This is a genomic window from Lacrimispora indolis DSM 755, from assembly GCF_000526995.1.
In the GTDB taxonomy this organism is placed as follows: Bacteria; Bacillota; Clostridia; order Lachnospirales; family Lachnospiraceae; genus Lacrimispora; species Lacrimispora indolis.
In genome coordinates this window covers 666,045-686,660 of record NZ_AZUI01000001.1, presented here as the reverse complement: position 1 = coordinate 686,660, position 20,616 = coordinate 666,045, and the positions used below count along the sequence as shown (strand labels likewise).

The 20,616-nt window shown below is 45.5% G+C and carries 11 protein-coding genes; 10 read left to right on the top strand and 1 reads right to left on the bottom strand.

Annotated elements, in window-relative coordinates:
* The first annotated feature begins 4 nt into the window (after window positions 1-4).
* A complete protein-coding gene (locus K401_RS31695) occupies window positions 5-1,624 on the top strand; it encodes an MGH1-like glycoside hydrolase domain-containing protein (RefSeq protein WP_051464005.1) in 1,620 nt (539 codons plus the stop codon).
* 113 nt (window positions 1,625-1,737) lie between these two features.
* Window positions 1,738-3,396, top strand: a complete 1,659-nt coding sequence (locus K401_RS0103195) for a glycoside hydrolase family 13 protein (protein ID WP_024291618.1) — start codon at window positions 1,738-1,740, stop codon at window positions 3,394-3,396.
* Between the two features lie 132 nt (window positions 3,397-3,528).
* Here the strand turns inward: K401_RS0103195 and rpsT are convergent, their stop codons facing one another.
* Window positions 3,529-3,792 carry a 30S ribosomal protein S20 gene (rpsT, locus tag K401_RS0103190; protein WP_024291617.1) on the bottom strand — a complete coding sequence of 88 codons (264 nt, stop codon included), beginning with the start codon at window positions 3,790-3,792 and terminating at the stop codon, window positions 3,529-3,531.
* 227 nt (window positions 3,793-4,019) lie between these two features.
* Here rpsT and gpr point away from each other — a divergent pair, with 227 nt between their 5' ends.
* The 8 genes from gpr to K401_RS0103145 all read left to right on the top strand — a co-directional run bounded on the left by gpr (window position 4,020) and on the right by K401_RS0103145 (window position 20,613).
* Window positions 4,020-4,997 (top strand): GPR endopeptidase, encoded by a 978-nt coding sequence (gene gpr / locus K401_RS0103185; protein WP_024291616.1) that lies wholly within the window; start codon window positions 4,020-4,022, stop codon window positions 4,995-4,997.
* A 56-nt stretch (window positions 4,998-5,053) separates the two neighbouring features.
* Window positions 5,054-6,445 (top strand): stage II sporulation protein P, encoded by a 1,392-nt coding sequence (locus tag K401_RS0103180; RefSeq protein WP_024291615.1) that lies wholly within the window; start codon window positions 5,054-5,056, stop codon window positions 6,443-6,445.
* 365 nt (window positions 6,446-6,810) lie between these two features.
* Complete coding sequence (locus tag K401_RS0103170) at window positions 6,811-7,236, top strand: hypothetical protein (RefSeq protein ID WP_024291613.1); 426 nt, start codon at window positions 6,811-6,813, stop codon at window positions 7,234-7,236.
* Window positions 7,237-7,878: 642 nt separating this feature from the next.
* The gene (lepA, locus tag K401_RS0103165) at window positions 7,879-9,693 is read left to right on the top strand and encodes a translation elongation factor 4 (RefSeq protein WP_024291612.1); all 1,815 of its coding nucleotides are present in this window, start codon (window positions 7,879-7,881) and stop codon (window positions 9,691-9,693) included.
* Window positions 9,683-10,894 carry a radical SAM family heme chaperone HemW gene (gene hemW, locus K401_RS0103160; protein ID WP_024291611.1) on the top strand — a complete coding sequence of 404 codons (1,212 nt, stop codon included), beginning with the start codon at window positions 9,683-9,685 and terminating at the stop codon, window positions 10,892-10,894. Before lepA ends, hemW begins: the two co-directional genes overlap by 11 nt.
* A gap of 419 nt (window positions 10,895-11,313) precedes the next feature.
* Complete coding sequence (locus K401_RS0103155; RefSeq protein WP_024291610.1) at window positions 11,314-12,204, top strand: tyrosine-type recombinase/integrase; 891 nt, start codon at window positions 11,314-11,316, stop codon at window positions 12,202-12,204.
* Between the two features lie 327 nt (window positions 12,205-12,531).
* Window positions 12,532-14,184 carry a cell surface protein gene (locus tag K401_RS0103150; RefSeq protein WP_024291609.1) on the top strand — a complete coding sequence of 551 codons (1,653 nt, stop codon included), beginning with the start codon at window positions 12,532-12,534 and terminating at the stop codon, window positions 14,182-14,184.
* 102 nt (window positions 14,185-14,286) lie between these two features.
* A complete protein-coding gene (locus K401_RS0103145; protein ID WP_024291608.1) occupies window positions 14,287-20,613 on the top strand; it encodes an InlB B-repeat-containing protein in 6,327 nt (2,108 codons plus the stop codon).
* Window positions 20,614-20,616 lie beyond the last annotated feature (3 nt).

Below are 20,616 nucleotides of genomic sequence, written 5' to 3'. Positions count from 1 at the left end.
GGTGATGGAAGACTACAGCATGGAACTGGATATCCGCTCCGTTCCCTTTAGCAGGTACGGCTCTTACCTGGCATTTTCCTACCCTCAGGATGGCACAAAGGAGTTTGACGGCCACATTGCGGTGCGGGTGCTTTACGGCGCTTTTTCCCAGCAGGAGACCTACCCCATCATACTTTTAAATGATGAAGGAAAGCCGGAAGAAAAGTTTGCTGTTTCCATGTCACCCTGGGAACTGAACGCAGCTTCTGAAACAGGAGGCTACTCCATATGCTTTAGGGATGAGGACACGTTTCTCTTAAAAGCGGACAGTCCCATATTGATCACAAAGACAAAAGCAGGCACCTATGACAGAGTGATGGAACATATGGATGGAAGCTTTGAAATTGCAGGAGATGATATGGCGCTGCGCGTGTCAATACAAAAGGGAAAAGCAAAGGATCAATCGGCCAGTCAGGGCAATGGCTTTGGAAGCAGCAGAACAGGGCTTCTTCTGAGCCCAAAGGAAGGGGAGCTGTTGGCAGCGGTCACTCTTACCGGTTTAAGCCCGCAAAAAGAGGAATATGAAAGCTATGATGTTTGCCGTCAGGCGGTAAAAGAGGAATATGAGAAATTTGAGTCAGGAATCATAAAAGGCCTTAAAAAGCCGGATCCTGCTTATGGAAAAGCCGGAAGAGAGGCTGCTTATATTTTGTGGCATTCCGTGCTCTATCCGTCCGGGTACATCAAAAGGCCGGTAATGGTCATGACAAAGAACTGGATGAATCTGGTATGGAGCTGGGATTATGCCTTTAACGGCCTTGCCCTGGTTTCCTCTCATCCGGACCTGGCATACGGCCAGTTTTTGGCCATGGCGGACCAACAGGATGAGTATGGGGCATATCCTGATGCTTATCAGGCGAGGAAGATCATACGCTCTTTTGTGAAGCCTCCTGTTCAGGGATTTATTCTGGAAAAAATGTTTCAGATCCATGATCCGGGCAGGGAGATCAAGGAAAGGCTGTATCATTCCACCGCCGCCTTTACCAACTGGTGGCTGACCTACCGGATGGAGGAAAACGGCATTCCTACCTATCATCATGGCAATGATTCCGGCTGGGACAATGCAACGGTTTTCCGCTTAGGCCTGCCGGTCCAGTCACCGGATTTATCGGCCTGGCTTGTTTTGCAGATGGAGTTTTTAGAACATACGGCAAGAGAGCTTGGGCGGCATTCTGAGGCTGAAACATGGAAGGAGAAAGGGGAAGAGCTTCTCTCTAAGCTGCAGGCTTATTTTGTCAGAAATAACCGCTTTATTGCAGTGAAAATTCCAGAGATGAAGGCGGTGCCCTCTGATTCTCTGATTCTGTACCTTCCTCTGATCCTTGGAAAGCGCCTGCCAAAGAAACTTCGGGAAGATCTCCTTTCAGGGCTCTTAAAGGACGGCCGTCTGGCCGGTATCTGGGGATTTGCATCAGAGCCTATGAACAGTGAGCTGTTTGAGGAGGACGGATACTGGCGGGGAGCTGTCTGGCCGGCTGCTGTCATGATTCTGACAGATGCGCTGAGACGGTGCGGCAGACAAAAAGAGGCACGGATTTACGCAGAACGTTTCTGCAGACTTTTGCGCGGAAAAGGGATTTTATGAGAATTACAGTGCACTGGACGGGAGTGGCCTGCGGGATCACGGCTTTACCTGGACAGCCAGCGTATTTTTCATTTTGCTTCGTGATTATATATTGAATTAGAAAGGGAAAAACTATGAAAAATTGGTGGAAAGAATCCGTAGTGTATCAAATTTACCCCAGAAGCTTCTGTGACAGCAATGGAGACGGGATCGGTGATATAGGGGGAATCATCAGCAAGCTGGATTATTTAAAGGAGCTGGGGATCGATGTGGTCTGGCTGTCTCCTGTATATGATTCTCCCAATGATGACAATGGCTACGATATCCGTGATTACCGTAAAATTATGAAAGAATTTGGAACCATGGAAGAGTTTGATAAGCTTTTAACGGAGCTTCATAATAGGGGAATCAGACTGGTCATGGATCTTGTGGTAAACCACACCTCTGATGAGCATTCATGGTTTGCGGAAAGCAGAAAGTCAAAGGACAATCCTTACCGTGATTATTACATATGGAGGGATGGAAAGGATGGAAAAGAGCCCAATAACTGGGGATCCTGCTTTTCCGGGCCTGCATGGAAATACGATGAGGAAACAAGCCAGTATTTCCTTCATCTTTTTTCTGAAAAGCAGCCTGACTTAAACTGGGATAATGAGAAAGTCCGGACAGAGGTATACGACATGATGAAATGGTGGCTGGATAAGGGCATTGACGGGTTCCGCATGGATGTGATCAGCCTGATTTCCAAGCGGGAAGGACTTCCTGACGGCCCGGCCATGATCAATGGGTATGCCAGCTTTAATGTTGCAGCCAACGGTCCCTTGGTCCACGAATATTTACAGGAAATGAACCGGGAGGTTTTATCCGGTTACGATATCATGACTGTGGGAGAGTGCTCAGGGGTCACTCTTGAGGAAGCCGCCAAATACGCATCTTCTGATGGTAAGGAGCTTAACATGGTATTCCAGTTCGAACATATGGATGTGGATGGGGACCCTGACAACAAGTGGACGGATAAGAAGATGCACCTGCCGGATTTAAAGGCGGTCATGACAAAGTGGCAGAAAGGGCTTGAGGGAATTGCCTGGAACAGTCTGTTCTGGGATAATCACGACCAGCCAAGAGTTGTTTCCCGCTTTGGCAGCGACTGTGAGGAATACAGAGAACGTTCAGCCAAGATGCTCGCCACCTGCCTTCATATGATGCAGGGGACTCCTTATGTATATCAGGGAGAGGAGCTAGGCATGACCAATGTTCCATTTGAAAGCATTGATGATTTCCGGGATCTTGACAGCATAAATGCATATCATGAGCTGACCGGAAAGGGGATTTTTACGGAAGAAGAAATGATGAAGTATATAAGGTACAAGAGCCGGGACAATGCCAGGACGCCTATGCAGTGGGATACAGGCGCTTATGCCGGATTTTCAGAAAGTGACCCGTGGATCATGGTAAATCCCAATTATAAAACCATCAATGCCAAAGAACAGATGAAACGGGAGACTTCTGTATTCCATTACTATAAAAAACTGATCGCTCTCCGCCATAAGTATGAGATCATTGTTTACGGCAGTTATGAGCTGCTTCTTCCGGATGACCCGGATATATATGCCTATGTGAGGACTTTGGGAGACAGGAAGCTTTTGGTGGTATGCAGCTTCAGCAGTAAGACCGTAAATTACTGCATACCGGAGGAATTTAAGTCAGGAACGGTTTTGATCAGCAATTATGAGGCAGGGGAGAAAAAGAGCAAAGAGCTTAGACCTTATGAAGCGCTGGTGATTTATCAATAGTTTTATATTATATAAAACAAAAAGGCTTTTGCAAAATGGGTCCGTATGAAACCATTTTGCAAAAGCCTTAAATTTATACAAAAATCCCATTCAGCGGGTTATTCTGAATGGGATAAAATTCTGTTCTATAAATTAAGCCATTGTGTTTACAGCTTTAGAGATTCTGGATACTTTTCTGGAAGCGGTATTCTTATGATATACGCCCTTTGTAGCAGCCTTATCGATCTCTGCGATAGCGCTTGCTAAAATTGCCTGTGCAGCAGCCTTGTCACCGGCAACAACAGCAGCCTCTACCTTCTTGATAGATGTTTTCACTTTGGATCTGATCGCTTTGTTTCTTGCAGCTTTTGTTTCGTTTACTAAAATTCTCTTTTTAGCAGATTTAATGTTAGCCAATCGGTACACCTCCAATAAAATGATATATGATTATTCTTTGTTTTGCATCAAAGCCTGGACACGGACAGTTCAATGTAAACATACTTTTTCATTCTATCGAATTTCGTCGCATATGTCAATACATAATTCCCGTATTTTTGCAGAAAATACCTTAGAAATGCTGGAAAGCCATACTGGCATAACTTTATGTCAAAAAGCATGGGCAATTAACAGGAAAGGTGGAAAAAATGGAAAATACATTTACAGTGCGCACAGATCTTGCAGTAGAAGAGAGAGAAAGCTTCCCAGGCGACGGCGGTGAAATATCGGGGGTATCCCTGCGGGAGTGGCACCGGGCAGACAGCCATATAAAGATGACCGAAGTAAAAATTCTTGATAAAAAGGGCGAAAAAGCCATGGGAAAACCAATTGGAACTTATATCACCCTGGAAGCCGATGAGCTTTCCATGAAAGACGAAGATTATCACAGGGAGGTTTCGGAAGAACTGGCGAGCCAGATCGAACGTCTCCTTGCGGGGAAAAATTACAGGAAGCCGGAATTTCATGTGCTGGTGGCAGGGCTTGGCAATTCTTCCGTGACCCCGGATTCCCTTGGTCCCAGAGTCCTTAAAAACCTTCAGGTGACAAGGCATTTGAAAGTCCAGTACGGGGATGATTTCTGGAAAGGAAGAAGTATGCCCACGATCAGCGGCATTGTTCCGGGGGTCATGGCTCAGACAGGCATGGAAAGCGCCGAGATTTTAAAGGGGATCATAAACGAAACAGAGCCTGATCTCATTATTGCAATTGATGCGCTTGCGGCCAGAAGCGTAAAGCGCCTTGGGACTACCATTCAGCTTACGGACACAGGGATCCACCCAGGTTCCGGAGTGGGCAATCACAGACACAGCCTTACCTTGGAAAGCCTTGGCGTGCCGGTCATGGCCATTGGAGTTCCCACCGTTGTAGGGGCTGCGGCCATTGTCCATGATACAGTTTCTGCCATGATAGGCGCACTTTCAAAAAGCATGGAAACAAAGGGAATGGGAGATTTTATGGGAAAGCTGAACTCCGATGAACAGTATGACCTTATTAGGGAATTGCTGGAGCCGGAGTTCGGACCTATGTATGTGACACCTCCGGATATTGATGAAACAGTAAAGGAATTGAGCTTCACCATCTCGGAAGGAATTCACTTGGCATTTTTGGGACAGGAAGTTTCGTAGTAAATGGCCGTCATTCTGCATAGGATATTATGAATAATTTATGCAGGAAGGCGGTTATGAAACAGAGAAACAAGGGAATTAACTGGTTTATAAGAAAAATGATGATTGCAGTAAGCCTGGTTCTGGCCGTTCTTCTCAGTATAAAAGAAGTATCAGAGGCCGGGAAAAAGGCCGATTTTAATAAAGCGGAAAATTGGGCAAAAGAAGGGGCCGGTCTTGGGGCTTCCTATATCTGGAGGCACCAGTATCCGGCCGTTGCTTGGGAAGAGGACGGACAGAACAGCATTTTGTCCGGAACACGTGAAAAATCCGTTATCAATGTGATCTGTGATTTCCTTTTCAACCAGTCTCCTCTATACCGGTATGCGGGCAGCAGTAAAAAGGCGGAAACAGATTATGGGGATATTGACCCAGCCTATGAGGGATATTTGGAAAGCGGGAGATTTTATGAGGAGCACAGCGTTCTGTTATATGACGGCGGAGAGGAAAGCGGAGAAGACGGAAGCATCAATGCCGGAACCAGCAAAGCGCAGCCCGAGGGGCAGCCGGCAAGCGGAGGATCGGAACAGAATCAGGCTGCTGAGACCAATCAGCCGACAGCTGAAAAAGGAAGTATCCAGACAACGGATAAGGACCCTTCCATGACCTGTGCGGTAAGCAATGTATGGCCCATATCAGGGACTTTATACCGCAAGGAACAGCTGGCTGACTATGACTTTCTGATACAGCATTTTTACAGCGTCCATACATCCACTACGGTTGGCAGGGATTTAATGAAGGCAGATAAATTCCTTTCCGAGGATTTTACCCTGGAAGGGGGAAATGACAAACCTCAGGTCCTTATTTACCATACCCATTCCCAGGAAGAATTTAAAGATCACGGGCCGGATAATCCCAATGCCACCGTAGTGGGAATCGGAAGCTATCTCACGGAACTTTTGACGGCAAAGGGCTATAATGTGATCCACGATACCTCGGTTTATGATTTACAGAACGGAAAACTGGACAGAAACAAGGCATATACTTATGCTCTTGATGGAATTACAGGCATCCTTCAGAATAATCCTTCCATTGAGGTGATCCTGGATGTCCACAGGGATGGGGTAAATGAGAATCTGCACATGGTAAACCAGGTCAATGGGAAACCCACAGCGCCCATTATGTTTTTCAATGGAGTCAGCCAGACACCAAAAGGGCCGATTGAATATCTTCCCAACCCATACAGGGATCAGAACCTTGCTTTCAGCTTTCAGATGCAGCTTGACGCAGCGGCCTATTTTCCAAATCTGACCCGGAAAATATACATAAAAGGACTTCGGTATAACCTGCATTTAAGAGCAAGGTCAGCCCTGATCGAGGTAGGCGCCCAGACCAATACATACCAGGAAGCGTTAAACGCTATGGAACCTCTGGCAGAAGTTTTAGATATGGTGCTGCAAGGAAATTAAAAACTGTAAGAACTATGTATATCCCGCCCTATCTGGTATAATGATAACAGGTGAACAGAATATTGACATAGTACCCCAGGCAACAACCTGGAAGCCATAATAAGGCGTGGGAATAGGATAATCCGGTTATGGATTTTCTTGTTTCTGCGCTTTTTTTGTTTGCATGATTCAGAGAGTGAGCAGTGGAAGGAATGTTTTCCGGAAACATAGAAGGGGCCGGCCAAAAGAAGGGTTACGGCTTTTTGATTGACCTGCTCCCACTGTACACTTGTCGAAATTTGACCGATAGGTGTTTTCTTTTGATATACATATTAGTAAGAATGGCATATATTGAATTAGAAGTTTATTTAGAGAGGAGAGTTTTTATGCCCAGCTTTGAAATCAAGGTATGGGGGTTTAAATACAAAGAGCCGTATCCCTCTAGATGTACAAGAAGAATTTGTTATTTAAAGGGTTGTCGGGAAGTCGAAGTGCCCTGCGGGCTAAAAGGAACCCAATTTTATGAAGTGATGGTCAGTTTTACTTTCCCGGATCTTGATGAAAAATATGAAGCGATCATCTTTCAGTGCGCTAATGAAGTTACGTATCTTGCAAGCGGCATTGTGGGTAATGCTCTCAGTTCTTGCGTGGAAATTGATGAATCATGTATGAAAGTTGTTCAAGATTCAGTTGCTTTGGCAAATGAAGTAGTGGAAAAAGCATATCATAAGTGTTTAAGCCAGTTGCGCATGCCTGAAGAAATAATTCGTAAAAGCGAAGTTAAAGTCTATATTAGAGAAAATTATATGTAAGTACGTACTTATCTGAAAAGTATGTCTGCACACAGAGGCGGTCAACCCCGTCTCTTTCTCATTCGGAAAATAAATGAATGGGACAAGACCGCTTAACTAGTAGCCTTTTCTCTGTATAGTTTATCAAAGACATAACAGAATATAGATATCCATCTTTTTGCTGCCAGGAAAGTAATTGCAGATGGAAATGGGATATGATACCATAGTGACAGGGACAATGGTGTCACTGCAAGGGCGTTGGCCTTCCATTATTAAAGTCCCGGTAATGAGCCCATCCTTGTAAACTTTGAAGAGTGAAAAGGGCGGATTTCTATCTTTTTATTGGCAACCCCTTGTATTGGGGCGGTTGTTTCTTTAATATTAACCTAACACAGATTTACTGTATTTGCATGTGAAGGAAATGTCATTTCAGTAACACTATAATACTAAAATGATACTGCTATTTTTAGCAAGGACAGCAAGACAGGCGGTCATTCATATTTTTCCAACGGAATTACAGGGAAATTCAATGCTTTCACGGTGGACAATCAGTCATTTTAATGGTATATTTTTAAAGATATCATAGTAATCTGGCGGATTTTGCCCTTTTGACGGGTGCTTGCCGGAGAACACCAGAAACATCAGAAAAGAGGAATTAATCATATGGCAGCTGCCCAGCAGAATAAGATACGCAACTTTTGTATTATCGCTCATATTGATCACGGAAAGTCAACCCTTGCGGACAGGATTATAGAAAAGACAGGGTTGTTGACCAGCAGGGAAATGCAGTCCCAGGTGCTTGATAACATGGATTTGGAACGAGAGAGGGGAATCACCATCAAGGCCCAGGCGGTCCGGACCGTTTACAAGGCTCAAAATGGCGAAGAATACATCTTTAACATGATCGATACACCGGGTCATGTGGACTTTAACTATGAGGTTTCCCGAAGCCTTGCAGCCTGCGACGGAGCCATCCTGGTGGTGGATGCATCCCAGGGGATCGAGGCACAGACTCTTGCCAACGTTTATATGGCTCTTGATCACGATCTTGACGTATTTCCGGTATTAAATAAAATTGATCTCCCAAGCGCAGAGCCGGAGCGTGTGGTGGAGGAGATCGAAGATGTAATAGGGATAGAGGCTCACAATGCTCCCAGGATTTCCGCAAAGACAGGAGAAAATGTGGAAGCAGTCCTGGAAGCCATAGTTGAAAAGATCCCGGCTCCTCTGGGAGACCCGGAAGCTCCCCTTCAGGCCCTGATTTTCGACTCTCTTTATGATTCCTATAAAGGCGTCATCGTTTTCTTCCGGGTAAAAGAAGGAACAGTGAGAAAAGGCGATAAGGTGCGCATGATGGCTACCGGAGCAATAGAAGAGGTGGTGGAGGTAGGTTATTTCGGTGCAGGACAGTTTCTTCCCTGTGAATTCTTAAGTGCAGGCATGGTAGGATATCTCACAGCCAGCATTAAGAATGTAAAGGATACTGCGGTGGGTGATACCATCACCCATGCGGACCGCCCCTGCAAGGTGCCCCTTCCGGGCTATAAGAAGGTGACTTCCATGGTTTACTGCGGCCTATATCCTGCGGATGGAGCCCGCTACAATGATTTGAGGGATGCCTTAGAAAAGCTGCAGCTTAACGATGCTTCCCTGTTCTTTGAACCTGAGACTTCCCTTGCCCTTGGCTTTGGTTTCCGCTGCGGATTTTTAGGTCTCCTTCATCTGGAAGTCATTCAGGAGCGTCTGGAGCGGGAATATAACCTGGATCTGGTGACAACGGCTCCCGGCGTTGTTTACCGTGTGTATAAAAAGAACGGGGAGAAGCTGGAACTGACAAACCCCTCCAACCTGCCTGATCCAACGGAAATTGAATATATGGAAGAGCCAATCGTCAGCGCGGAGATCATGGTGACCACGGAATTTGTAGGCGCCATCATGACTTTGTGCCAGGAACGGCGCGGTGTGTACCTTGGCATGGAATACATGGAAGCTACCAGGGCGCTCTTAAAATATGAGCTTCCTTTAAATGAAATCATTTACGATTTCTTTGATGCCTTAAAGTCCCGTTCCAGGGGATATGCGTCTTTTGACTATGAGCTGAAGGGCTACCAGCGGTCAGAGCTTGTAAAGCTGGACATCCTGGTGAACAAGGAAGAAGTGGATGCCCTTTCCTTTATTGTCCATGCATTATCCGCCTATGACAGGGGCCGGAGAATGTGCGAGAAGCTTAAGGATGAGATTCCCAGACAGCTTTTCGAAATCCCCATCCAGGCGGCCATCGGAGGCAAGATCATTGCCCGTGAGACGGTGAAGGCCATGAGAAAGGACGTTCTTGCCAAGTGTTATGGCGGTGATATTTCCCGTAAGAAAAAACTTCTTGAAAAGCAGAAGGAAGGTAAAAAACGTATGCGCCAGGTCGGTAACGTAGAGATACCGCAAAAGGCATTTATGAGCGTACTGAAATTAGATGATGAATAAAAAGAATCTGGAGATTTATGTGCATATCCCGTTCTGTGTACGTAAATGCGCTTACTGCGATTTCCTCTCTTTTCCCGGAAATCAGCAGATGCAGCGGGAATATACTGAAAAGTTAATAGAAGAAATCAGATGCCAGAGTGCCAAAGTCAAAGAATACCAGGTGATCAGTGTATTCATAGGGGGAGGCACTCCTTCTATATTAAATATGGAGGACATGGCAGCAGTACTTCAGGCTCTTGCCAGTGGGTTTGAGATTCTGGCTGATGCGGAGATCACCATGGAGGTAAATCCCGGCACGGTCACGGCCGAATCCCTTTCCTGTTACAGGAAAGCCGGGGTAAACCGGATCAGCATGGGCCTTCAGTCCGCTGATGACAAAGAACTGAGCTACCTGGGCAGAATCCATACTTTTGATGAATTCTTAAAAAGTTATCAGAGGGTCCGTATGGCAGGATTTGATAATGTGAATGTGGATCTGATTTCAGCAATTCCAGGACAGACCCTGGAATCATGGAAGAATACCTTAAAAAAGGTGACCATGCTGAAGCCGGAGCATATATCCGCCTATAGTCTGATCGTGGAAGAGGGAACCCCTTATTTTGAACGGTATGGGGAATGTGCTGAGAGGAAAAATCATTTTCTGTCACAAGAAGGCAATTGCCTTAAGTCTTTGCCGGATTTGCCTGACGAGGATACAGAGCGTGAAATGTATTACCTGACTCAGGAATTTTTAACTGAGCAGGGGTATGAAAGATATGAAATATCCAATTACTCTAAAAAAGGCAACGAGTGCAGGCACAACATCGGCTATTGGACAGGAACAGAGTATTTAGGCTTAGGCCTTGGCGCATCCTCCTATATAAACGGATGCCGTTTTCACAATACCCCTGTTTACAACCAGTATTGCAGCGCCTCCTTTGACCAGGAAGAAGCATTTCAGGGAGTGCTCAGGCAGGAGTTTGAGCGGCTGACCATAGAGGAAAAAATGGAAGAATACATGTTTTTGGGACTGCGCCTGACGCAAGGTGTCTCTGCCCAGGGGTTTGTCGGCAGCTTTGGCCACAATATCAGGAATGTTTACGGTACGGTGTTAAATGCCATGGAAAAGGAGGGCCTTATGGAGTATAAAAATGGTTGTTACTGTCTGACCTCCAGAGGGACCGACATCAGCAATTATGTCATGAGCCAGTTCTTAATATAAGCATATACCCCATACAGTAATGATAGCTGTTATTCAATACAATTAACCCCAAATTCAGAACATAAAACAAGTAATTTGATTTCAGTTAAAGTAAAGTAAAAGGCGAAGATAAGAAGAAAAATCTTGGATTTTATGTCTGATATTATCATACTATAACAAGAATCATGTAATTGAAATATGCTATGAATATGGACTTTTGTCTGATTGCATATGAGGTGAAGCTTTGTTAAAGACGATGGCACGGAAAGCAAATTGATTTGATGAGTTTTCTTTTCAATAACAGACAGAAATCTTCTTGTTCTTTTTTACAAGAGGGTTTCTGTTTTTTGTTCATAACTTTCCGGAAATGTAGAATATTTTTCCCCGAACTTGGGAACGATTCGTATTTAAAATATGGTATAGCATAATAGGAGGACAACATGGATAAGGCCTGTAAACGAAAAGAAAGAATCGTTACGGATACGCTGATCGATGAATATTGTACATGGTTGCATGGATGTGAAAAAAGCAAGGAAACAATACTGAGATACCGGCATCATCTTTGCTTATTCATGAACTATCTCAATGGAAGATCTGCTAACAAAGAAATTGTAATAATGTGGAAAGGTGCGTTGCGGGGAAATATGGCTCCTGTGACTGTTAATGGGGCTTTGGCTGCTCTTAATGGCTTTTTTAATTATTGCAATTGGGGGGATTGTAAAGTAAAGTTCCTTAAAATCAGCCGCAACACTTTTTGTTCAGAAAACAAAGAGCTGTCAAAGGCTGAGTATAAGAGATTGGTAAAGACTGCTTTGGATAAAGGCAATGAACGAATGGCTTTACTTCTGCAAACGATCTGTTCAACCGGAATTCGAGTGTCCGAATTACCTTATATTACGGTTGAGGCTGCTGTAAAAGGAAAGGCGGAAGTGGATTGTAAGGGGAAGGTGAGAACGGTATTTCTTACAAGACAGTTATCTCAGATGTTAATTAGATATGCACAGAAACAGCATATCAAAAGCGGTATGATTTTTATAACAAGGAATGGAGCTGCGCTGGACAGAAGCAATATCTGGAGAGATATGAAGGCATTGGGATCAGAGGCGGGAGTTGCACGGGAAAAAATTTATCCCCATAATTTGCGCCACTTATTTGCCAGGTCTTATTATGATTCAGAAAAAGATTTATCCAGGCTTGCGGATATATTGGGACATAGCAGCGTTAACACGACCCGTATTTATACTATGGAAAGCGGCTATAACCATATAAGGCAGCTGGAAGGTCTCCAATTGCTGGTTGGCATTGACGACAGAATTCCTCTTTTGTTGTAAAAGCAGAACAGTATCTTTAAATATTCTACTACATAAAGGAAATAAAATCCAGTATTTTTCTTTCAAATCTCCCTTTTTGAAAATTTGCGCACAATAAACAGGCTGGTCTGTATAAATCTTGTAAAACCAGCTTTTTTTTCGTGTTTATCTTTAAATTTTTACAACCAGAATGTAAAATCAGACCCGGCTTTTCTTTCTCTTATACAACAAAAGAGGAATTCTGTTGTAATTTGCAGGCAGATATCAATAGATGCGGCAAGTTTTTTTTGTGTAAAGGAAAATTTGTCTCCAAATGTAACTAAAGAGAAAGGAAGGTAATAATGAGGAATGAAAAAGAGGTTATGTGTATTGACAGTTCTTGCGTTTTCAATAGGATTTTTAACATCTTCTTTTTACGAAGATGCCTTAGCGGCGGAAGGCTGGAAAATCGAAAATGGTGAATGGTCATACCTGGATTCGGATGACCATCAGGTGACAAATGCCTGGAAAAAGTCAAAGGATAGCTGGTATTACTTATCATCCGAAGGGACGATTCTTAAGAACTGTATATTCAGTCTTGGAAGCACCAGTTATTTTGTGGATGAAGAGGGAAAGATGGTTCAAAACACCTGGATCCGGATCGATGAATCCAAGGATCCGGAAGGAAACTTTGAAGAAGGCTGGTACTATTTCGGAACAGACGGCAAGGCATATCAGAGGAAGAATAACAGTTTCAAAAAGAAGATCAACGGAAATACCTATATCTTTCACGAGGACGGTCGGATGATGACCGGCTGGTTTGATGAAAATGGAAATTCCGTCAATGATTCTGATGATCCCTTTGTGGAAGGGGCCTATTATTCTGGAGAAGACGGCATTCTGTATACAGACAAATGGCTGGATTATGGCGAAATCGGCAATGGAGTCGGCGGTTCAGAACTGCTAAGTGCCATTACTGACCGCTATTATTCAGATTATGAAAAAATGTGGATTTATTTTGACGGAAACTCCAAAAAGGTTTACAGCAAAGGAGAGAATTTACGGCAAAGGAACATTGGCGGATATACTTATGGATTTGACGAAAATGGAATTATGATCCCATGGTGGAGCAAAGTGGCTACCATCAGCAATGCGGATAAAAGCAATCCTACCAGTTCCACCTCCGCAAGATATTATTCCGCATATGATGGAGGCAGGCTTTTAAAAAATATGTGGTTCTGGATGTATCCGTCGGAAGATCTGGATGAAACGGATTATGATGATCAGGAATGCAGCTGGTGGCATACAGATGAAAGCGGAGAAGTCTACCGGAACCGGATCCGTAATATCAGCGGAAAGAATTATGCTTTTGACGGAATCGGAAGGATGAAGACCGGCTTTGTATTGTTTGACGGAAAATCAGAGTTTGTAGCCCAGTACGATATGGATGCCTGGAGTTCAGAGGACTTTATAAACGGCTCTTTATATGGGATCGAAAAATCTGACCTTTATCTGTTTTCTCCTGATGAATTAAACGACGGTTCCATGCAGACCGGAAAAGAAATCAAAGTGGAACTGGAAGACGGGGTCTTTACATTTGGATTTTCCGGAAACGGAAAGGCATATGGTAACAGGAACCAGCTTCAGAGAAAAGATGACCGGTATTACATCAACGGACTTAAGCTGGAAGCAGATGAGGGATATGGCTACGGTGTTGTAGAGGTCCGGAAAAATGATGAAACGTATTACCAGGTAGTTGATATCAACGGAAAGATTGTAAAGGGTGATAAAAAGGCGGTAAAGGATAAAGACGGGGGATATCTCCTTATCATAAATGACAGATTCGCAGCCTGGGTGGGAGATGATGAAAAACCCAGATGGAGAAATGGAGCTGATGGAACCGGTTTCTATCATTATGACAAGAATAACAAGGAGAACCCATATGAAGGAGGCATGATTGCCGGCTATGATACGGAGCCTTCCACAGATGAATTGCCTTCAGAAGAGAGACTTAATTTTTAGCATGAGTATTTCTAGAAAATAAACCATTTATTGCATATGGAAAAACAGTATCAGAACTGTTTGTTTTCCATAGAAATACTAATTGCGAGGAGGAAAGTCAGAGTGGGAATAAAAACAAGAATCAAGCGAATAATAGCTGGGCTGCTGGCCTTCTGTATTGTGCTTGGCGGGATCCCCGTTACAGGCGGGATCACTGCATATGCCTTGCCGGAGATTGATAATTCTCAAATTGCCAATGGACATAATGATAATACAATATGGGCAAGTTTAAGCAACGGAGCCAGATTTGATTTGGTCGGCATTAAAAAAAGCGGTGTATATGATTATCAAACAAGTAACAGCCAGGTTTTACAAACGGTTTTTAGTTTTGGAGGATATCACACCTACATGAATGATTCTGCGCTGAATAGCGGCCAAATCACCTATGTGCCTAATTCCGGTGCATACAATGGAGGTGTCATGGAATTTGCTTCCAACCATGCAAAGTTTCCCAATATGGAAGTGTCGGTGAAAACCAATACCAGCCCGGATGGACAGTATGTTTTTGTGGATTACTATATTTACAATAAAAATACTACCTCAAAGACCATGTATATTGGGACTACCGCAGATGTTCAGATAGGTGATGATGATGGTGCAAATCTCAGCAGAACCTTTGGGACAAGAGAAGGCTTTTACATGGTGAATGGAAAGTCCGGGGCTGATGCAATGGCCACGTTTGAATGCATTACCAATGATCCTGCCTTAAGGATCTATGGGGAAGAGTGGGGGGTAAAGCGATGGATCGGCGCATATAGTTCAGGTTACAATTGTAATCATTTGATTACAGCACCGGATGAATTTGAATCTACTTACCCAGCAAACCAAGGTTATCAGTATTATACATTTAAAGAGAATAAGAATGATTTTAATTCAAGTAATGACATTAAGACAAATGCAATGGGAAATGCAAGTGCATACCTGGATTCAGCATTTGCCTACTCATGGAAAGTAGAGGTCCGTCCATACGAGATTGCTCGCAGACGGGTGGCATACACAGTCAGGCCGACATCTTATTATGTTTCATCAGACAGAGGAGCTGACAGTACCTCCCGGGATGGTTCATATCTTAATCCATTTGCAACAATTGATTATGCAATGTCAAAGCTGAATGGTAAGAGGGGATACATTTATATTATGGACTATGATCCTATTAATGGATCAATAAATGTTCCCTCTGGAGCTGGAACAGATATTACAATTTTAAGCAGTAATTTTGATGAAAATGGTGAAACAATCTCAGACATTGTGGAACTGGAGCGTGGAACCAACCCCACCGGCCCCATGTTTCATGTCAGTTCAAATAACAGTAAATTAAGAGTCAATCATATCACCATAAATGGCAATGGTGTTGTAAGCAATTATCCATTAGTGAAAGCGAGTGCAGGGGAACTCTATATTAATGCAGAAACTACTTTTACGGGCAATAAGATAACAAATCCCGCATCAGGCAGTGCATTGGATGTAACAGGAAGTGCCAGCCTGATTATAAACTCAGGTACGGTTTCCAACAACATTTCAAATGGTTCAGGTGCTGTTAATTTCAATAGTACCGGAGAAATCTCAGTATTAAATGATATCCATATTACAGATAATACAAATACGGCAGGAGAAAAGGCAAATGTCTTTTTGTCTGCAGGAAAGTACATTACTGTAGAGGGAGACCTTGGCACTTCCCGGATCGGTGTGACTTCAGAACAGATTCCAGAGGCTTCTGTGGGAGAGTCAACGACTGCCGGGCAGGAAGTTGTTATAGCCGTTCCTTCGGCTGATTATTCCGGAAGTCTTTCCTCCTGTCCGTTCGCAGATAACTTTTTGGCGGACGCAGATAGCGGAAACGGGGCAGGGATTTATGCCACCATTGGCTCCTCCTCCTTAAGCAATTCCCGGAATACGGTCTTAAAGCGCAATGGATATGCCGTAAGCTTTGCTTACCGGGATTCCTCTTCGGGAGGAACCGTGACAGGTGCGCCGGATACCCCCAGCCTGTCCCTTGCATCGGGCGATGGAGTGGTTATTCCGCCGCCGTCAGCTATTTCCGGGTATGAACTGTCCGGAATCATCATTGAACAGGGGACCGGCAGTACCTTGACTGCGGTGGAAACAGCAGGGGATACCTTTGGAAAGATAACCGGTACCATGCCGGGGCAGGATGTAATGGTTACCTATGAGTACACCAGGATCAATGCCTCCATCGCCTTTGTCGTCAACGGAGGAACGCCCCAGCCGGAAATCCTGACCGGAACAGCCGGAAACAGCGTAAATGCTCTCCTTCCCAACGTAACCAGATATGGATATGTATTTAAGGGCTGGAGCAAGGTAAACAGCCAGTCCGGTCCGGAATACATTTCATCTCTTCCGGCCGTTTATCCGGAAGATCCGGTTACCTACTACGCCATATGGGAATCAGATCCTAATGTGAAGTTTGATTACACGGTGGATTACACCAACCAGAACGGTTCCATCGTGTTCCAGACAACGACCACGGAAAATACTTATTCCGTGGAGGCGGAGATCCAGTCCCAGAAAAAGAACATTCATGGGTATCTGTGGAGTCTTCTGGATTCCCATACCAGTCCGGTTGAATACAATTATGACGGGCTGGGGGCGGTGCCCATAGGAAACTTTAACGGCGCCACAGGTCAATTTACCGGAAAAATGCCGGGACAGGATGCCGCGGTGAAATACGCATACAAGGTAGACCGAAATAACCCGGATGCCAGATCCAGTTTAACAGTGCGCTATGTGACGGAGAACGGAACCGTGATTCATGAGCCTGGCGTAACGCCCTATTACCCGGAAGATGCCATAAGTACAGCTCCTTTGGACCTCTATGGATACCAGTTTGTGTCGGGACGCATAACAGCCGGAGATACTCCGGATGACGCAGATGGAAATCTGGTCAGTGCTGTTCAGGGAAGCTTTGGAAACAACGGAAGTTTTACGGGAGTTATGCCCAACCAGCCGGTGGAGATTACATATATATATGAAGCAACAGAAGAAGGATATGCCTTTGCCGTGAACTTCCTGGACAATGGTACCAGCGACAGCAGTTTAAAAAATATCATTAATCCGGAAGTTCAGCAGAAAACAGCGGATACAGCGGTCAGTGCAGAGTTCCGGGAGTTATACGGATACACCTATGAAAGTGCTGCGGCAGTTCCTGCTTCCGGCGGAAGCTTTGACGGAACCCATGACTTTACGGGAATCATGCCAAACGATGACCTGACCGTCAGCTACCGGTATGACCGTGTTCCGTCCCAGTGGACCCGGATCATTTTCAAATCAGGCATTAATGGTGCTATTTCCCACGGAAGCGGAGTTTCTTCTGATGTACAGGAACAGGGGAACGGAACCGGAGTCTATGAGGCTTCCGTATTGAAAAATGACGGCACTACAGCAGGCCAGACAGACAGCTATACCTGGAGCACCATAAAAGAAAAACGCCTGGTGCCACTGGCTCAGGCTGACCAGTACTACCGGTTTGCCGGTTGGTTTATTGACCAGAACGGAAACGGATCCTTAGATGCGGGAGAACAGCTTCTGGAAGAGGATCACCGCTTTACCGGAGATGAGACCGTTACGGCCCTGTTTGAAGAAGATCCGGAAAAGTGGATCAACATTCAGTTTGCGGCAGGAGAACACGGTTCCCTGGCAGACGGAAGTATTTCCTCCCTTCATATCCAGTATGACAGGACCTGGGGAGATATCGCAGGCCAGATCCCAGGCTATGTGCCGGAGGTCAACTATCTGGTGGATGGCTGGTATGACGGGGATACGGAAGTGGAATCAACAGATGGATTAAAGAACGGACACACCTATACCATACGCTTCTATCCGGATCCGGCAGTATTCGGAACGGATGTGGCAGCTCCCGATGCCTCTGGCGGACTTAACGGAGAAGGAAAGGGAAAGATTACGGTTTACCACACCACGGCAGGCTATCAGTATGTCATTACGGATCTAAGCGGAAAAATCGTGGGAGTGCAGACAGGAACCATTGCAGGCCGGGTGTATTTTGACGGACTTTATCCGGGAGCCAGATACCTTGTGTACGAGGCAGCAGGAACTGTGAATGCAGTCGTAGGAAACCAGATCGGAGAAACAGCAGGAAACATCAGTGATCCGGTGGAGGTGCTGACTCCGGTGGTGGAGACCAACTACCAGATCTTGTATGATGAGAACCACGAAGGAAAGACGGTGCTGGTGATCAAGCCTGCCGATAAGAAGTCGGATTACGCAGTCTTAAGTAAAGAAGGAACCGTGATCCTTACTCAGGAAACCGGAAGTGACGGATGGCAGACAGTGACAGGAAATCCGGGAAGCGTGACTTTTTCCGGGCTGAACTACAACGAGGAGTATATCGTAGTAGCCAGACCAAAAGGAGAGACAGGGATTACGGCAGAAAGCAGGCTGCCAGACGGATCGGCAATTACCACAGATCCGGGCGGTGCTCTGGAAATCCCCAACTATATCGTGGAGACTCTGGAAGGCCGTGTGGTGAGTGTTGATCAGGAAGAGATCGATGCAGCCAGATATGAAGAAGCCCATAAGGGAGACAAGGTAAAGATCACAGCAGACGCGTCCAAGGGAGCCGGGGAGACCTTCCTTTATTGGAAGATTACCATAGGATCGGTTCCGGGACTTACCGGAAAGCTTTATGAGAGAGAGCTGGCCTTTGACATGCCGGATACCAACCTGGTGTTTACCGCGTACTATTCCAGGCCGGTTGCCAGTCCGAGCATTGCAACGGTAGTGGATGAGGTCCGGGGTGGAAGCGGAAATGACATCGCCCTTGATCCGGGGGAGATACCGGATTTAGAAGAAGAGCTGACCACTGATGCAGACCGGATCCTGATGGATCAGAACCATGCGGATGTGACCTATAAGGTGGTATATACAAAGAATGCCGCAAAGGCAACGGAATCCAATGCAGTGAAGGCATCGCCAGAATACAACAGCGATCACAGCCAGGCGTTTAAGGCTGCTTGGGGACTGAATGTAGATATCGAAAGATATGTCAACGGAAGAAAGACGGCCATGGCCACGCCATCGGATGCAGAATTCGTCACCTATGTCCAGCTGAATAAGGATGATGTGGACATGATGGATTACCAGCTGTACCGGATCACTACGGACCCGGATGACGGATCAGCCCAGGCGGAACTGGTAGAACTGTCAGAGGACCCGGAAGAGACCGGCGGCTTATTCACCTTTACTGCCCAGGCAGGAACCCGTTATGTGCTGGTGTATTCCAAGGCATACCGGCTGTATTTCCTAAACCGGATAGCCATTCCTAAGTACCAGTATTATTTCAAGGTAAGAAAGGGAGAAGCCCCCAGTGACGGGTATTATAGCTTTGAATACGGGCAGGTAGAAGAACCGGAAGACCTTTTCATCAGTGAAGAGGGAGTGGAATATAACTATATAGGCTGGAGTTACCGTGAGGACCGTCTGAATGAATTCGATCCGGACCGTGAGATCAGCAGGAAAACCTACGTCTATGCCTATTACCAGGACAATCAGAAAGAAGTGGACCATGCCAGGAAAGAGCTGGAGGATGCCATAAAGGCTGCCATAGATAAGAGCGATGACTATTTCCTCACATTAAAGGAAACCGGTAAGTTAAAGGAAGCCATTGAAGAGGCCCTGGAGGTACTGGAGCGGACATCTCCGAAGGCAACGCTGGATGAGCTGTTAGAGGCCCTGGAAAAGCTTCAGGAAGTCACAAAGCCTTTGGATGAAGTATTGGAGGACCGCTATGACCACTATGACAAGATCCAGGGCTCCGGAAGCAAAGGAGGAAGCAAGGGCGGAGGAGGAAGCGGAAGCGGAATCAAAGCCAGCCCATACAATCCGTCAAGGAGCAGGAGCTATACCGTAGGAACCAATGGAAACTGGGAAGAACTGTCCGGAACCGGAAGGCAGTGGGTCTTTGTGTTAAACGGAGGGATCCGTCTGACGGGAATGTGGGCAAAGCTGGATTATGCAAGCGGAGACGTAAGCAAGAACGGCTGGTATCATTTCAATGCCAACGGGATCATGGATTACGGCTGGTTCCGTGACGAAAAGCTGGACTGGTATTACTGCAATACAGAAGCTGACGGATGGTTTGGAAAGATGAAGACAGGCTGGCACTATGACAAGGAAGACAGCCGCTGGTATTATTTAGACCCGGAAACCGGAATGATGGCAAAGGGCTGGAGGAACATCAACGGAAAGTGGTATTACTTTACAGAGCAGAACAGTATGGAAACCTATCATTACGATCCGGCAACGGAGAAATGGATCTATAAAAACAATGAAGGGAGACCGCTGGGCTCCATGTACATCAGCGAAATGACGCCGGACGGATACAGCGTCGGCGGAGATGGAGCATGGCTGCACTAAGGA

What these genes read in the sequence shown, in the direction of transcription:
- K401_RS31695 (WP_051464005.1), top strand. Translation starts at nt 5, where the DNA reads ATGGAAGACTACAGCATGGAACTGGATATCCGCTCCGTTCCCTTTAGC.
- K401_RS0103195 (WP_024291618.1), top strand. Translation starts at nt 1,738, where the DNA reads ATGAAAAATTGGTGGAAAGAATCCGTAGTGTATCAAATTTACCCCAGA.
- gpr (WP_024291616.1), top strand. Translation starts at nt 4,020, where the DNA reads ATGGAAAATACATTTACAGTGCGCACAGATCTTGCAGTAGAAGAGAGA.
- K401_RS0103180 (WP_024291615.1), top strand. Translation starts at nt 5,054, where the DNA reads ATGAAACAGAGAAACAAGGGAATTAACTGGTTTATAAGAAAAATGATG.
- K401_RS0103170 (WP_024291613.1), top strand. Translation starts at nt 6,811, where the DNA reads ATGCCCAGCTTTGAAATCAAGGTATGGGGGTTTAAATACAAAGAGCCG.
- lepA (WP_024291612.1), top strand. Translation starts at nt 7,879, where the DNA reads ATGGCAGCTGCCCAGCAGAATAAGATACGCAACTTTTGTATTATCGCT.
- hemW (WP_024291611.1), top strand. Translation starts at nt 9,683, where the DNA reads ATGATGAATAAAAAGAATCTGGAGATTTATGTGCATATCCCGTTCTGT.
- K401_RS0103155 (WP_024291610.1), top strand. Translation starts at nt 11,314, where the DNA reads ATGGATAAGGCCTGTAAACGAAAAGAAAGAATCGTTACGGATACGCTG.
- K401_RS0103150 (WP_024291609.1), top strand. Translation starts at nt 12,532, where the DNA reads ATGAAAAAGAGGTTATGTGTATTGACAGTTCTTGCGTTTTCAATAGGA.